Source organism: Mesorhizobium sp. M0292 (genome assembly GCF_040321695.1).
In the GTDB taxonomy this organism is placed as follows: Bacteria; Pseudomonadota; Alphaproteobacteria; order Rhizobiales; family Rhizobiaceae; genus Mesorhizobium.
The window spans coordinates 1-14,367 of record NZ_JAMYSB010000014.1; the positions used below are offsets into that span (position 1 = coordinate 1).

11 protein-coding genes and 2 pseudogenes are annotated in these 14,367 nt (G+C 58.3%); 2 read left to right on the plus strand and 11 right to left on the minus strand.

Annotated elements, in window-relative coordinates; genetic code table 11:
* Nucleotides 1-573 precede the first annotated feature (573 nt).
* From NKI96_RS20950 to NKI96_RS20985, 8 genes and pseudogenes are all read right to left on the minus strand, one after another.
* Nucleotides 574-1,548, minus strand: a complete 975-nt coding sequence (locus tag NKI96_RS20950) for a LysR family transcriptional regulator (RefSeq protein ID WP_023685036.1) — start codon at nucleotides 1,546-1,548, stop codon at nucleotides 574-576.
* 64 nt (nucleotides 1,549-1,612) lie between these two features.
* Entirely contained in the window at nucleotides 1,613-2,401 is a 789-nt protein-coding gene (locus NKI96_RS20955; protein ID WP_023698293.1) for an ABC transporter permease, read from the minus strand.
* A 3-nt stretch (nucleotides 2,402-2,404) separates the two neighbouring features.
* Nucleotides 2,405-3,316: a nodulation factor ABC transporter ATP-binding protein NodI gene (gene nodI / locus NKI96_RS20960; protein ID WP_023685034.1), complete on the minus strand. Its 912-nt coding sequence runs from the start codon at nucleotides 3,314-3,316 to the stop codon at nucleotides 2,405-2,407.
* Between the two features lie 54 nt (nucleotides 3,317-3,370).
* Nucleotides 3,371-3,604 (minus strand): annotated as a pseudogene (locus tag NKI96_RS20965) (carbamoyltransferase N-terminal domain-containing protein); the annotation flags it as partial.
* A gap of 37 nt (nucleotides 3,605-3,641) precedes the next feature.
* Nucleotides 3,642-4,271, minus strand: a complete 630-nt coding sequence (gene nodS, locus NKI96_RS20970; protein ID WP_023755874.1) for a nodulation methyltransferase NodS — start codon at nucleotides 4,269-4,271, stop codon at nucleotides 3,642-3,644.
* 13 nt (nucleotides 4,272-4,284) lie between these two features.
* Nucleotides 4,285-5,643, minus strand: coding sequence for a chitooligosaccharide synthase NodC (gene nodC / locus NKI96_RS20975; protein WP_023829773.1), 1,359 nt, complete (start codon nucleotides 5,641-5,643; stop codon nucleotides 4,285-4,287).
* 13 nt (nucleotides 5,644-5,656) lie between these two features.
* Complete coding sequence (gene nodB / locus NKI96_RS20980; protein ID WP_023672235.1) at nucleotides 5,657-6,316, minus strand: chitooligosaccharide deacetylase NodB; 660 nt, start codon at nucleotides 6,314-6,316, stop codon at nucleotides 5,657-5,659.
* Nucleotides 6,313-6,906 (minus strand): NodA family N-acyltransferase, encoded by a 594-nt coding sequence (locus NKI96_RS20985; protein WP_023694280.1) that lies wholly within the window; start codon nucleotides 6,904-6,906, stop codon nucleotides 6,313-6,315. The genes nodB and NKI96_RS20985 overlap by 4 nt, the downstream gene beginning before the upstream one ends.
* A 237-nt stretch (nucleotides 6,907-7,143) precedes the next feature.
* On the opposite strand from NKI96_RS20985, the gene NKI96_RS20990 reads away from it, so the two are divergent.
* Nucleotides 7,144-8,169 (plus strand): LysR family transcriptional regulator, encoded by a 1,026-nt coding sequence (locus tag NKI96_RS20990; RefSeq protein WP_023685028.1) that lies wholly within the window; start codon nucleotides 7,144-7,146, stop codon nucleotides 8,167-8,169.
* Nucleotides 8,170-8,249: 80 nt separating this feature from the next.
* Here the strand turns inward: NKI96_RS20990 and NKI96_RS32535 are convergent.
* The 3 genes and pseudogenes from NKI96_RS32535 to NKI96_RS21000 form a co-directional block, all read right to left on the minus strand.
* Nucleotides 8,250-8,477 (minus strand): annotated as a pseudogene (locus tag NKI96_RS32535) (IS1634 family transposase); the annotation flags it as partial.
* A gap of 291 nt (nucleotides 8,478-8,768) precedes the next feature.
* A complete protein-coding gene (locus NKI96_RS20995) occupies nucleotides 8,769-9,800 on the minus strand; it encodes a LacI family DNA-binding transcriptional regulator (protein WP_023672231.1) in 1,032 nt (343 codons plus the stop codon).
* Nucleotides 9,801-10,104: 304 nt separating this feature from the next.
* Nucleotides 10,105-11,433 (minus strand): dicarboxylate/amino acid:cation symporter, encoded by a 1,329-nt coding sequence (locus NKI96_RS21000; RefSeq protein ID WP_023706359.1) that lies wholly within the window; start codon nucleotides 11,431-11,433, stop codon nucleotides 10,105-10,107.
* Nucleotides 11,434-12,565: 1,132 nt separating this feature from the next.
* Between NKI96_RS21000 and nifA the strand changes: the two genes are divergently transcribed.
* Nucleotides 12,566-14,326: a nif-specific transcriptional activator NifA gene (gene nifA, locus NKI96_RS21005; RefSeq protein ID WP_031214180.1), complete on the plus strand. Its 1,761-nt coding sequence runs from the start codon at nucleotides 12,566-12,568 to the stop codon at nucleotides 14,324-14,326.
* Nucleotides 14,327-14,367: the final 41 nt, after the last annotated feature.

Here is a 14,367-nt window from a genome sequence, read left to right on the forward strand (position 1 = left end):
CATAAAGCCCCGCAGCAAGCACGACGAGCCCCACCAGCGTGGATACGCTGCCACTTGCCAGAACGCGGTCATAGACCTGAAGCATGAACAGCGGCGAGATGAGCGCAAGCACGTTGACCACGCCGCTGATCAACACAATGCCCCAAATCGCGGAAGTCAGAGGGAAGGGTCTCAAAGCTGAATCCTTTAAGGAATGGTTGTCACGTAAGTCTCCGGAGGCTGGCGACCCAGCTCCCTATATTGCTCCCCGACCGGCAACCGACTGCATCCGCTCACTGGTTCAGGATCAGTGCTCCCGCCGAATATGTTTGGTCCCGGCATTTAATGGAGCGGGTCAACAACACCGTCCGGCTGAAGGTTTGGAAGGGATTCATCGTGGTCGGCCGCAAGGGCCTGAACAGGCTTCCGCCTCCACACCTTCAGGCGCGTTCATATTCGTCATCGGACAATTGCAGAAATCGATTGCTTGGATAGGCACACATTTACGAAATGGATTCACTCTCGTTCGCTTCGCCCTTCTGCTGAGCAGTTGCGGGGTCGCAGGCGGCGGGGGATCGCCATCCATGCCTCCTCTCATAGTCGAGGGGGGGGCAGTTTCTCAATTTGGGGACAACTGAGACGTCCGGTGCTCTTAGGCAGAGGAATCATACGAGATCCCTCCTGCAACATCATTTCCCGCATCCACAGGCTTGCCGGATCACTATTGTGGAGCGCAGGCCATTGAACGGCCTCCGTGAATGCGGGAGGAAGTGGCGGCGGAAGTTTGACAATCCGCAGGGGTGTTGTTTTTGCGAAATGCTGCGCCAGCCGTAAGGGCATGGTCCCGATCCGGCTGGTGCCTGATACAACGGGCGGGATCAGGCTAAAGCCGTGTACGACAACTTCGATGCGTCTCTCGAAACCGTGCTCGAGCAAATACCATTCCTCCATGGAGAGCTGCCGGGTGTCCCCGAATTTGAACACAACCTGCCCCATCGATAAGTATCGCTCCAATGTAAGTGGCTCTGATAGCTGCTTGTTCGTGCCGCAGCCTACGCACACGAGCATATCTTCGAACAGGGCTGCGCGAGGATGTTTCGACATGAATACTTCCGGCATGATCAGAAAATCAACGTCGCCGCGCCGGAGAAGCTCCTCGGGATCGTCGGAAATAGGGAGACATTCAAAGCGGACGGCGGGAGCTTCCCGCGCAGCACGTTCTACGATCTTCTTAAAAAATACGAGCGTGATGTAATCGGAAAGGATAATCCGGAAGCGACGATCCGATTGGGCTGGGTTGAAGGCGTCCCAGGAAATAATCGATAGCTGGATGTGCAGCAATGCCTCCCTGACTGCTGGGGCGAGCCCCTCAGCGCGAGGTGTCAAAATGAGCTCGCGGCCGCTCATCGTAAATAGCTCATCGCTGAAATAGGCGCGTAACCGAGCAACGGCGGCGCTCATTGCCGGCTGGCTCAGGTTAATACTGCGGGCCGCCGCGGTGACTTTACGTTCCCTGACCAGAGCGTCCAACACAACGAGGAGATTCAGATCGAGTCCCTTAAAACGCATGTCTTGATCTAGGCGGCGTGTGAATGGGTTGCGACCAAACATTCAATTCGAATGGTGAGTAGCGTCAACGCATCAGCCTTCGACGAAAAAGAGCAATCGAAAAGAAGAAGGGCAAAACTGTGTATATGCAAAGCGCGCCGATATGCAGGCCCATTTTGTCAATCGGACGGCCAAGCATCGCTGGACGAATGAGGTCGATTGCATGTGCGAGCGGTAATAAGGAGGCAGCATACTGAAAAGCGCCGGGCAATTGGTTGATCGGAAACATCGCGCCGCAAAGGAACAGCATGGGTGTAATAACAAGCGTATTATAAAATATGAAATATTCATAACTGGGCGCAAGCGCCGTGACGACCATCGCTAGACTCGCGAAGGCGAGGCCATTGAGAGCGATGACTGGCAGCAAGCAGAGGATGGATGGCCACGATGCGTAGCCGAGCGTGGTGGCAACAATAGTGATTGCTGTGCCCGCCATGAGGGCCTTCGTGGCTGCCCACGCCAATTCGCCGAGTAAGATATCGCCGAGCGTCAGCTGAGTGCATAGCATTCCTTCCCAGGTGCGCTGGTCGCCCATGCGGCCGAAACTCCCGTAGACCGTTTCAGCGGTCGCCGATGCCATCACGCTTGTGGCAACCATGCCAGCCGCGAGAAACGCAATGTACGAAGTGCCCTCAACAGGACCTATCATTGTTCCGATGCCAAAGCCGAGACCGAACAGATAGATCATCGGATCGGCGAGGTTGCCGAGAACCGATGCAAGCCCGATTTTCTTCCATCCAAGATAGTTGCGGCGCCAAACCGCGACCCAATTCCACGCATTGGCGGGCATGCCCGCCGCATAACGTTCGCCCATTGTTCAGTCCTCCATCTCGCGCCCGGTTAACCGCAAAAACACATCCTCGAGATTGGGGGGACGCTGCAGAAGGCGTAGACCCGTGCGCCCGCGTAGCTGCGCCAGCACCTGCTCCGGATCGGGTGCATAGCAAAAAAGCGTCTCACCGCTCACCTCGATGCGCTGTGCGTACGGCCGGATCAGCGCACCCAGTTCATGCGGATTGCCGCCGTAGACCTCGACCACGTCACAGCCGATCTGCTCGTCAATGAGTTCGGACGGGCGACCTTCGGCGATCTTGCGCCCCTCCTCCATAACGCACAGCCGATCGCACAGCCGCTCGGCCTCTTCCATGAAATGGGTAGTCAAAAGAATAGTCTTGCCCCGCGCCAGCAGCGATCGCAGCCGATCCCAGATCAGGTGGCGGGCCTGCGGATCGAGGCCGGTGGTCGGCTCGTCCATCACCAGCAAGTGCGGGTCATTGATGAGCGCACGCGCGAGCGTCAGGCGCCGCTTCATGCCGCCGGACAGTTCGGCGACGCGCGCATCCGCTTTGTTCTCGAGGCGGGCGAACTCAAGCAGCGATGGTATGACCGCATCGATCTGGCGTCTGCTCATCCGGAAGTAGCGCCCGAACACCAACAGGTTCTCGCGTACAGTGAACGCGGCATCAAGATTGTCGAACTGCGGGACCACGCCGATGCGCATACGTGCCAAACGCGCGCGCGCCGGCACTGGAGCGCCGAGCACAGTAATCTTCCCCGCATCAGGCGATGTCATGCCGAGGACCATACGCGCAATCGTGCTTTTGCCCGCGCCGTTCGGTCCCAAGAGCCCGAAGCATTCCCCCGCCGCAACGCGGAACGACAGCCTGTCGACAACGAGCTTGTCATAGGTTTTGCTTACGTCAGTAAGGTCGATCGCTATCATGGACATGGGTTCATTTTACCGAGAGGGACGACAAAACTGGCGGTTGCTTGGTTCCCTGCCGATCTGAAACTGTAACTCGTCTTCGCCATCCCCGCCGTCGATAACGAACTGATCGACATCACAAGGATCTAGCCGCTGCTCCGCTAAAGCGGCGACAATTGCGTCGAGATTATCGATGGATTGGTAACGCGGATCGTTGTGCCGCTTTTCCTGGTCATCGCAGAAGACGAGCCGTCCATCCTCGACCAGGGCGATCGCCCCATCATGGGTCAGCTTGGTACCACAGATGCGCATAGTGTCTCCACGTTAACGGCGATAGATTCGAGATTCATCAGGAAGCGGAAATCGGGTTCCGGAAACGGACGAGCAAGCAGTCTTCGTTGACCGACTCGCCCCGACACTCAAGCCGCTCTACCTCGATCAACGTTTCGTTCAGCATGGCGATGACCGGCTCAGCACCAGCGGCGTGACCCCAGCGACGGCAATTAGCATCCCTTGCCGATCCGAAGATCAGATGCCCGCCTGGCGCAAGCACCCGCACCAGGTTTTTGATGGCCGCGCGCATCTCGGCTATGTCTCCGAGGTAGTAGAGGACCTCCGCCACAACGATCACGTCAAACAACTCGTCGGTCGAAAACTGTTGAACATCGCAGACTATCCAGTTGATGCGCGACGGCTCCTTTATCCGTTGACGTGCTCGAGCAATCGCTTGCGCCACGACATCGATGACGGTGAGCCCTTGGCAGTAGGGGACTAGTTTTTCCGTGAATGCGCCGGCAGCGCACCCGACTTCGAGGGCATTTGTAATGGAGCCTTGGGCAAGCGCCAGCTGGAGCATTTGCGTGTGGCGCTTCCGCTCGAATGGATTGCCGTCGAGGCGCCACGGATCGTCAGCGGCCAATTCCCGATCAAGCAACTGATGATTCACGTTCTGGGTCAAACTCGTGCACCTCTCGTCCATTAGGTATTTGCGGTCAGTCGTCGCCGCAAATGTTGTCCGACAGGACTAATTCCGAAGAATCCCGCGCAAGATTGAGCCTGCGAAGCGGAGCCGAATGGGGCGAGAGTTCTGCCCTGCTGGAACCAGTGATCGGAGCTTGGGTGGGGGCCTGTTTTCCCCCAGTGTTCGATGTAGCGACAGCAGAGCTTCGCGACAGCCAATCGCTATTGCTCAAGGTACACAGCGCGTAGGCCTTCAACGGAAGCAAGAGAAAGACGTTGATGAACGTGTGCAGCGAAAAGCCAAGAAATCGAAATTGTCGAGCACGAAATGCTACCACGCTGCATCGGAGCATGGTCATGGACACAATCATCAGTCCTGTCCACCAAGGCACAGTGCCTGTCAGTGCGAAATGTGCGAGGCCCGTTAATACCGATAGGGCGAGGAGTAGCGCGCCGAGATTCTGTCCGACCACGTCCAACGTGAGATAGCTATTTAGGCTAGGCAGCAAGCGCAGCCCAAGCAGCGTGTCCCGGAATGTGCTTCGTGCCCAACGGAGTTGTTGGCGCAGATACGGTCCGAGTCTGTTCGGAACGACTGTGGCCGCGATGGCGCTCGGAACGTATTCGGTTCGAAAGCCTGCTTTCAGCATCAGGATAGTGAGATGGCGATCCTCACCGAAGTCGCTTGGCTTGCCCCGAAAAAATTGCGACTCGTACTGGTCCAGTAACAAAAGGAGCGCAGACCGGCGGTACATGGCACATGGGCCGCAACAGCACATAACGGCACCGAAGCGAGCCTGTGCCGCGCGCTCCTCGTTGCAAGCCAGCCAGTACTCCATGTCTATCAGCCTGGTCAGCCAGCTCTCGGTTCGGTTACTGGCCGTCAATTGACCCATGACTGCGCCGACCGCTGAATCTCGCATCTTCGGTACAAGCTTGGAAATGACGTCGGGCGCGAGTACCGTGTCTGAATCAACGTTAAGCACCAGATCCCCTGATGAGCGTCGTATCGCGGCGATCTGCGCCTTGCGCTTTCCAACATTCTCGGGAAGCAAAATGATGTCGAACCTGGGGTCGCGCGCGTAGTCTTCGTGGACAGTTCCTAAGGCTTCGCGATTTCCAGAACCGTCATCAACCAAATAGACCCGAAGTCTTCCGGCGTATTCTTGGTCTGCAATGGAAGCCAGGCACTCTGAAAGCGTGCGCGGATCCTCGTTGAAGCAGGGGACGATGACATCCACGCTGGGCAGTTTGTCGGAGCCGACGAGAACCTCCAACCCCGACGAATCCTTTGTCGGCATAGCATAAAGCCCTTGCATGCTCTTATAGGCAGTCGAGAGCAGTGCATAAAGCGAAATGGCCACAGTGCTGGTTGTACCAAGAAGAGTCATGGGATCTCGTTGTTCAGTGATGTTGAGGAAGTGAGCGGATTACAAATCCGCGCTCACGCAGTGCTGGAATCAGCCGGGACAGCGCCGTGACCGTCTGGTCGCGCATGCCGGCGTGAGCGCCCTGGCTCAACTCGCCGGGAGGGCATCCGTCGTGCAAGAGTACAATTGCGCCCGGCCGGACGGAGGCGAGCACTTTATCGATAATCGCCTCGACTCCAGGGCGAGACCAATCTCGAGGGTCGACGGACCAATGAAGGGCCGCCAGCCCGGCGATCTGTGATGCTGTGCAGACTTCTTCGCTCCAGGCGCCGTAGGGCGCGCGAACAAAGCGGACCGAGGCCTGCGGGCACGCTCTCATGATGGCGTCGTTCGCTTCAAAGACCTCACGTTGCACTTCGCCGAAACCGCATTGGTACAGATCCGGATGAGACATCGTGTGGTTGCCTACCTCGTGCCCTTCTGCGATCATCCGTTGGATTAGATATGGGTGCTCTAAGGCGTAGGCGCCGATGACGAAGAAAGTCGCCGGCACTCGCTGCTCTGCCAGCACGTCGAGAATCTCCGGTGTGAAAAGTGGATTGGGACCGTCGTCAAACGTCAGATAAACGCTTCGACGGCCGGTGCCGTCAGAGCACTCACGGCGCACTTCGTACAAGCAATCGGACCGGCTCATAGCTCTGGTCCGTTCCGATCTATCATCGTGCCCGTGGGCCATTCGCTGATCGGCCGTCCAACTGGCAGAACAATTGTGAGTGCGTCATCGATGCGTGTGGGCGGCAGGTCGAGGCGGGCCTCTGGTCGGGTGGAGCGCACGCGAATTCCCGACAAAACGGCCATAGGGCTGTATCGCCGTCCGAACCTCTCAACATGATTCCGCAGCGCGTCCCTGACCGTTCCGAAAGCGAATGGAACGCCAAGCTCCTGCAGTATTGGAAGCATGACATGGATTGAATGGGCGATTCCCAGACCCTCAAGGTCCGGACGTACCCCGTACAGGCCCAGTTCAGCCACCAACAGGTCGACCGCGTCGACCTTGATGAAACGGCGCAGTATGCCCATGTGAGCCGCTACACCGCTTGAATCATAGGCGATTACGCGGAGTTCAGGCCTGGCTCCGGCCCAGCTTCGACTACCTTCGAACGGTTCTGCGTTGGACGCCCCAGTCGGCCCGTACGTATCACGAAAGAACTCGGCGAGCTTAACGTGATCGGAGAGCTGCAACTCGTTTTCCCAGCACAACTTCCACTGCACCTGATGGCGCATTCAGGACCTCTCTTCATATTGGTTTTTGCGGCCGCATTACTCGACCAAAGCGGCGTTGTTGGCTGCACTCAGCCGTTGTCGTTGGCGAAGGTGAGCCAGACACTCTCTCGAAGTTCCGGCCCGTGTCGTCGATTTGAGCTTGACGTCGCTCATTTACGTTCCTCTAATGCATGGCTCGTAAATTCGTAAAATTGATTGTTTGAATGATACGCATCCACACGTTGGATAGAACATGACATGCGTTTTAAAGGGCTGGATCTAAATCTCCTCGTTGTGCTGGACGCTCTGATGAGGGAGCGTAAAGTCACTGCCGCGGCTCGCAGTATCAACCTGAGCCAGCCGGCCATGAGCGCCGCCGTTGCTCGGTTACGCGCCTATTTCAACGATGAGCTATTTACGATGAACGGCCGCGAGCTCATTTTGACACCGCGCGCCGACGGGCTCGCTCCAGCAGTCCGGGATGCATTGCTGCACATCCAGCTATCGATTATTTCCCCCGACGCCTTCAACCCGGCCCAATCGGATCGCCTCTTCCGAATCATGCTTTCCGATTACATCACGCTCGTATTTTTTAGGACGATAGTAGAGCGCGCTGCGCGGGAAGCTCCCGCCGTTCGCTTTGAATGTCTGCCTATTTGCGACGACCCCGAGGAGCTTCTCCGGCGCGGCGACGTTGATTTTCTAATCATGCCGGAAGTGTTCATGTCGAAACATCCTCGCGCAGCCCTGTTCGAAGATAAGCTCGTAGGCGTAGGCTGCGGCACGAACAAGCAGCTGTCGGAGCCACTTACATTCGAGCGATACTTGTGCATGGGACATGTTGTGCTCAAATTCAGGCACACCCGGCAGCCCACCATGGAGGAATGGTATTTGCTCGAGCACGGTTTCGAGAGACGTATCGAAGTTGTCGTACAGGGCTTTAGCCTGATCCCGCCCGTCCTGTCAGGCACCAACCGCATCGGGACCATGCCCTTACGGCTGGCGCAGCATTTCGCAAAAACAACACCCCTGCGGATTGTCCAACTTCCGCCGCCACTTCCTCCTCCTGCATTCACGGAAGCCGTCCAATGGCCTGAGCTTCACAATAGTGATCCGGCAAGCATGTGGATGCGGGAAATGATGTTGCAGGAGGCATCTCGCCTGGCGCCTTTGCCTGAAATCATTGAGCGTCTCGGGCACGCCGATCCGACCTTTCGTTTCTTGGTACCGACTGCCACCTCGAAATCGCGTGCGAAGTCCCGGAAGATGTTGAGCCCCACCTAATCACCGCCTGTAAGACAGGCTGATCAGCATGTTCGACAAGCGCCGGCGCGGCGCGTGTTACCTACGTTCTGGGGCTGATCTCAGGCGAGTTGCTCGTCGAGGATGTGTGGCAGAGTGATGCCAGCTGCCTTGATTGCCCGCTTTGGCCGTAGGTGGTGACGACGCGAGCATTCTTTTCGATGGCGGCTTCTGGAGGCGGACGCGATCGCGTAGGAGCGGTTGCCCTTCGGGCGTCGGGCCTTTGGCCCGGCAGAGCGGCGCAGTTCCTTGCTAAGTGCGAGGGGCCGGAACGAGCAGAACACACGCCCGGGCTGCTACTGAATTGACTGCCGCCTCGATTTGCTTGCGAAGTCCCAGAAGATGGTTAGCCCGGTTAAATTCCTACCTTGCCGGCTGTGCCGCGGCTTTTCACGTGCAGCCAGGCGAGGAGATGGCGGTCGACGAGGTCGACCCCAAATGGACTGTGCTGGCCTCGCTCGGCTCTTGCCGTGCGGGATCATTGACCACACCCCCTGCACGAGAACGTGGGGCATGTTGGCAAGTGAAGCCGGTGGAGGTTGACGCTGCGGATCTAGGCAATCTACCTCGCGCTTCCGCCTTCATATATTTTCCGGCAGATGGATGTCGAACGGCAGAAATGTCTGTCCGGGTGTTTCAGCGGTGCCGGTCTCGATAGCCCGTGTCATCAGCGTTATCAGCTCCTGGCAAAGCCGGCGCATTGGCGTGGCGACCGCCATCGTGACGATGTTATCTGCAAGCGCTGCCCGAGACTCAGGTGTGATTTCATTCACGATCGCGACGAGATCCCGACTTTTGCCCTCTTCTCGGAGCGCGGAGATGGCGCCCTCCATGCCGCCGCCGGCGACATAGAAGCCGACGAGCTCGGGCTCCCGCTGCATGAGATCAAGCGTTGCCTCGTAGGTGATCTGCCGTTTCTCGAGGTTCATGACCGGATCCAGCACCTCGAACGTGGGCGCGTTCTCACGGCAATAGGAGCGAAAGCCGACGTCACGGAGCTCGTGCCCCTGGAAACGATGGCTGCCGACAAACACCGCCACTTTGCCGGGCCGTTTTGCTACCTTGGACACCATCCAAGCGGCCGTGCGCCCCACCTTGCGGTTGTTGAGGCCGATATACCCCTGTCGCACGCCGGCGGCGAAGTCGGAAAGCAGCGAGAAAACCGGAATGCCCTTGGCCTTGAGGTCCTCAACCGCTGCTGTGATTTTCGGGTGGTCCGGTGCCACCATCGCGATTGCATGGCAGCGTGCGCCCAACTCCTTGAGCGGCGCGATCAGGTCGCTCGGCATATGTGACGGGGCGAATTCGACGAGCGGAATGCCGTGGAAGGACTGGGCCAAATTGACCGATGCTTCGACCTCGCGCGCAAAATCTTGGTAGAAATGCTGGGCCGGTTTTCTCAAGATGAAGCCCAGACGGTAGTGCGGTAGGTCTCGCCGCAACCGCTGCTTGATTAGCCCGGCAGCATGATAGCCGATCGCCTGGGCGGCGTCGTGGACCCGCCGCGCGGTCTCCTCGCGCACCGGATGGCGGGCGTTCAGAACCCGATCGATCGTTGCTACGCTGACTCGGGCTTCGCGGGCGAGATCGGCAATTGTGGGGCGCTTGGTCATAGGTCCTATTCTGATTGGTTTTTGACGCGGGCCGGCTCTCTGTCCGCCTAGCGCGTTTCGGTTTCGGGTGGCAAAGTGAAGACGTCCCCATACGAATGGGCACAACGTGTTGGACGAACATCATTGCAGACGTAAACCGGCCGGGTATACTGAAAGGCTCATTCGCTTAAAGGGCGGTGACGATTTGCACTCACACATTTAGCGCTTCTGATACATGGTCCGTGAGGAGCCGTTTAGAGGCTGCGGGTCGGTCGTTCAGTTATGTGACCAGCTAAGCGACTTGACAGGTCGTGGGCCGCCCACCTTACTTGCAGGAGGGTAGCCGGTTTGATGCCTCGGTAAGCTGATGACCGCTGAAGGCAGCTTTCATCTGTGCTCGGTCCAACTCTCCTTCCCAGCGTGCGACGACGAGGGATGCCACTGCGTTGCCGACGCAATTCGTCAGCGCCCGGCATTCGGACATGAATCGGTCGATGCCGAGTATCAGTGCCATCCCAGCAACGGGAACACTCGGAACTACCGCGAGCGTAGCCGCCAGGGTGATGAAGCCCGCACCTGTCACACCTGCAGCGCCCTTGGAGGAAAGCATTGCTACGAGCAGCAGCAGCACCTGATCGCCGATGGACAGATCCGTGTTCGTCGCCTGTGCGATGAAGAGAGCCGCTAGCGTCATGTAAATATTCGTGCCGTCCAGATTGAACGAATATCCGGCCGGGATGACGAGACCCACAACCGAACGCCTGGCGCCCGCCTTCTCCATTTTCTCCATCAGCGACGGGAGCGCCGCCTCCGAGGAGGACGTTGCGAGGACAAGCAGCAGCTCTTCCTTGATGTAACGAATGAGAGAACAAATCGAAAAGCCGTTGTACCGGCAGACTGCGCCGAGAACCCCGAACACGAAGAGGAAGGCGGTGAAATAGAACGTCGCGACCAGCATCGCGAGGTTGACCACCGAACCGATGCCATATCTGCCGATGGTGAAGGCCATCGCGCCAAAAGCGCCGATCGGCGCGGCCTTCATCAGAATTCCGACGAGCTTGAAGACAGGCACAATGAGCGCCTGGAGGAAGGAAACGACAGGCTTGCCCGTCTCTCCGGCCATCGCAAGCGCCATGCCGAACAGAACCGAGAAGAACAGCACCTGCAGGATGTCGCCTTCCGCGAAGGCACCGACGATCGTTGGCGGGATGATGTTCATCAGGAAGCCGGTGACCGACTGCGCTTTGGCTTTTGCGGCATAGGTATTCACGGCCTGGACATCGAGCGAGGCCGGATCGATGTTCAGGCCGTCGCCAGGCTGGACGACATTGGCGACGATGAGGCCGACGATCAGCGCGAGCGTTGAGAAGGTGAGGAAATAAACCATTGCCTTGCCGGCGACCCGGCCGACCTTATGAAGATCGTTCATGCCAGCAATGCCGGTCGCAATTGTCAGGAAGATGACAGGCGCGATGATCATCTTGACCAGCTTGATGAAGGCATCACCCAGCGGCTTCAGGCTCTCGCCGGTCTCCGGATAAAAATAGCCAATTGCGACGCCGAGCGCGATGGCGGCAAGCACCTGGGCGTAGAGCTTGGTGTAGAAGGGTTTGCGGGGCGCGGGACTCGCGCCGCGGACTTGTGCAGCTGACACTGTTTCTCTCTCCCTGACCGGATCGAGGTGGCGTGACTTCTCCCGGGCTTCTCCCTATCGCGGCGCTCCGGTCGAACGCTGCACCAACGCCGCCGCAATACCCATGCCAGATGAATCCGCATCACCTGAACTGACGTGGGCTCGCCAATGATGGAGGAATGCGGTGTCAGACCAGCGGGCAAGGCCGCGGTCCCAACGCCCTTGATGGTCTCTGGCAGAGTGCTGCCGGTCGATCCCTCTGGCTAGCGGTTTGCTGCACAGAGCGTGGTGGGTTCCTCGTTAGCCGGCTTTGGACCGGGCCCCATCGTGTCGCCTGTTCAAGGCCGTCCAGATGACAGGCTAACTTACCCCTGTTCGGAAGCGCTCGTTTCTAGACAGCCTACGACCATGCAGCCACTGCAATCACAGAATAAATTCGGACGGCCTTTTGGACGACCCATTTTGCAAATCAACGCCCGCAGCAGGGGCAGCCGTTTCCAAGCGGTCGCATCGTAATCTGTTCAGACTTTTCGATACGCTCATTGAGTGTGCCGATTTCGGCCCCCAGTGATGGTGCTGACCACGACGATGCGATTCATAAAGTTGCGAGCACCGCCTACGAAGTCGTACTCGACGCCAGCTTCGCGCCTTCACACGCGACATCGCCGCCGCCTGATCAACTCGAGAAAGATGGCGCTTGCGGCAACGGACCAGTGCCGTTGGCTGTTATTATCGCTCCCGCCCCTCCTTCGCGGGCGCTGGTGAATGGCACGGCCCCGCATTTACACACCGCGCGGTCAGCCGCTCGGGCAAGGCATGGCCGGCCCAGGTATTTCTGCTTCAACGCAAAGATAGGACTGATGAATCCTATCATAGGCCGCGAGGTTTCCTTTCACAGATGAAAGAAAGCTCGATTGACTATGCCGCCTCGCTCCAGTCTTTTGAAAACAACGTGTGTTTGCCCGGGGCAAGCCAATAACATGGCCAAGCCTCGTGAGGGAGTAGCCAAGCGATGCGTCAGGGCTAGACCCGCTTTGCACTCGACCACACGGCGGCGGCACGAGTTCACGTCGGAGCATTTTCGCGCGTGCCCGCGACGTCGCGGGCGCACATGCCGCCAGCCTAGATTTGATGGCGCGAGATCGAGGATCACATGCACCACAACATTAGCAAGTCAGAACAGAATGCCCGCGACTGCGGCATCTCGCTGCCGAATGCGATAAAGGGTTGTCCAAAACCCGACACGAATCCTGCGAATGTGGCATTGCACGAGCGCGCGCTAACCGGCATCTTCGAAATATCGAAAGTACTCGCCGATGCCGCCCGGCTCGAACTCAAGTTGGCCAAGGTAGTCGATCTCCTGCACTCGTTTGTGCAGATGCGGCACGGCATCATCGCTCTCTGCGATGCCGAGGGCGGACTGGACATCACAGTGGCCAGCGGCTGCGGCACGAATGAGCCCTCCCGGTCGCGCCTGCCGCGCAACGCCATCGATCAGATTGTCACGACCGACACGCCGCTCGTCGCCGACGACATAGCGATGCATCCGACCTTCACTGCCACAGATATCGAAGTGCTTGGGGCCTCCGACGCCGTGTCGTTCATCGGCGTTCCCATTCGTGTTGATGGGAACGCCATAGGCGCGCTGACTTTGGACCGGGTTTTGGAAAGCAGGTCAAGCTATCGGCTCGACGATGATGTCCGGCTGCTCACCATGATTGCCAACATGGTGGGACAGACAGTCAAGTTGCATCGCTTCTCCGCGGCCGACAGCGAGCGAGCGCCGGAGCTGGAACATCGGCTGCAAACGAAATTTTCTGATGTTAAGCACCCTGCACCCCGGCGCAAAAAGGTTCACGTCGAGGGGATGATTGGTGACAGTCCGGCGATAAGCGCCCTGCTGGAGAAGATCGCGGTCGTAGCGAAGGCAAAAACGACAGTTCTGTTGCGAGGTGAGTCCGGTACCGGGAAGGAGCTGGCTGCCAAGGCAATTCACGAGTTGTCGCCGCGCGCCAAGCGGCCCTTCGTTAAACTCAATTGTGCAGCGCTCCCAGAGACAGTCCTGGAATCCGAATTGTTCGGTCATGAGAAGGGTGCCTTCACAAGCGCATTCAATTCCCGCAAGGGGCGCTTTGAGCTCGCTGACAAGGGGACGTTGTTTCTGGATGAGATTGGCGAGATCTCGGCCTCGTTCCAGGCAAAGCTACTGCGCGTGCTGCAGGAGCAGGAGTTTGAGCGTGTCGGCAGCAATCAGACCATCAAGGTCGATGTTCGCGTGATTGCCGCCACGAACAGGAACCTGGAAGAGGCGGTTGCAAGGAATGAGTTCCGCGCCGACCTATATTACCGCATCAACGTGGTTCCCTTGCTGGTACCAGCATTGCGCCAAAGGCGCAGCGATATTCCGCTCCTCGCAGCTGAGTTTCTCAAGAAGTTCAACAACGAGAACGGCTGTACGCTCACCTTCGATCCGCGTGCGATTGAAGTGCTCATGAAATGTGAGTTTCCCGGCAACATTCGCGAGCTTGAAAATTGCGTGCACCGGACAGCGATCCTGGCCGAGGGACTGTCAATCGGGAGAAACGACTTTGCCTGCTCCCAAGGCCAATGCTTTGCCGAGGCGCTGTGGAAGTGCAGATCGGGCAAGGCCGCGCTGCAACCACCGCCGATCCTGTCGGAGTCAGCGAATTTGGCCACGCCGCCGGACGCGGCCGCCAGTTCGGCCGCGACTACAGTCCCGCTTGCCGGCGCAACCCACCCAATTGGGGCGAGGACGCCCGACATAGAGCGCGTCATTGCTGCCATGGAAAGATGTGGCTGGGTGCAGGCAAAGGCAGCGCGCCTGCTTGGGCTGACCCCGCGTCAGATTGGCTACGTGCTGAGGAAATATGGCGTCGAGATCAAGCGTCTTTGAAAGCATGACCCTGGGCATGAGCTGAGCCGCTTAGCGCCTTG

Excerpts from the sequence above, each read along its gene's own strand:
- nodS (WP_023755874.1), bottom strand. The coding sequence starts at position 4,271 with ATGGACGAGAGGTGCACGAGTTTGACCCAGAACGTGAATCATCAGTTG.
- nodB (WP_023672235.1), bottom strand. The coding sequence starts at position 6,316 with ATGAGCCGGTCCGATTGCTTGTACGAAGTGCGCCGTGAGTGCTCTGAC.
- nodI (WP_023685034.1), bottom strand. The coding sequence starts at position 3,316 with ATGTCCATGATAGCGATCGACCTTACTGACGTAAGCAAAACCTATGAC.
- NKI96_RS20985 (WP_023694280.1), bottom strand. The coding sequence starts at position 6,906 with ATGCGCCATCAGGTGCAGTGGAAGTTGTGCTGGGAAAACGAGTTGCAG.
- NKI96_RS20950 (WP_023685036.1), bottom strand. The coding sequence starts at position 1,548 with ATGCGTTTTAAGGGACTCGATCTGAATCTCCTCGTTGTGTTGGACGCT.
- NKI96_RS20955 (WP_023698293.1), bottom strand. The coding sequence starts at position 2,401 with ATGGGCGAACGTTATGCGGCGGGCATGCCCGCCAATGCGTGGAATTGG.
- NKI96_RS20990 (WP_023685028.1), top strand. The coding sequence starts at position 7,144 with ATGCGTTTTAAAGGGCTGGATCTAAATCTCCTCGTTGTGCTGGACGCT.
- nodC (WP_023829773.1), bottom strand. The coding sequence starts at position 5,643 with ATGACTCTTCTTGGTACAACCAGCACTGTGGCCATTTCGCTTTATGCA.
- NKI96_RS20995 (WP_023672231.1), bottom strand. The coding sequence starts at position 9,800 with ATGACCAAGCGCCCCACAATTGCCGATCTCGCCCGCGAAGCCCGAGTC.
- nifA (WP_031214180.1), top strand. The coding sequence starts at position 12,566 with ATGCACCACAACATTAGCAAGTCAGAACAGAATGCCCGCGACTGCGGC.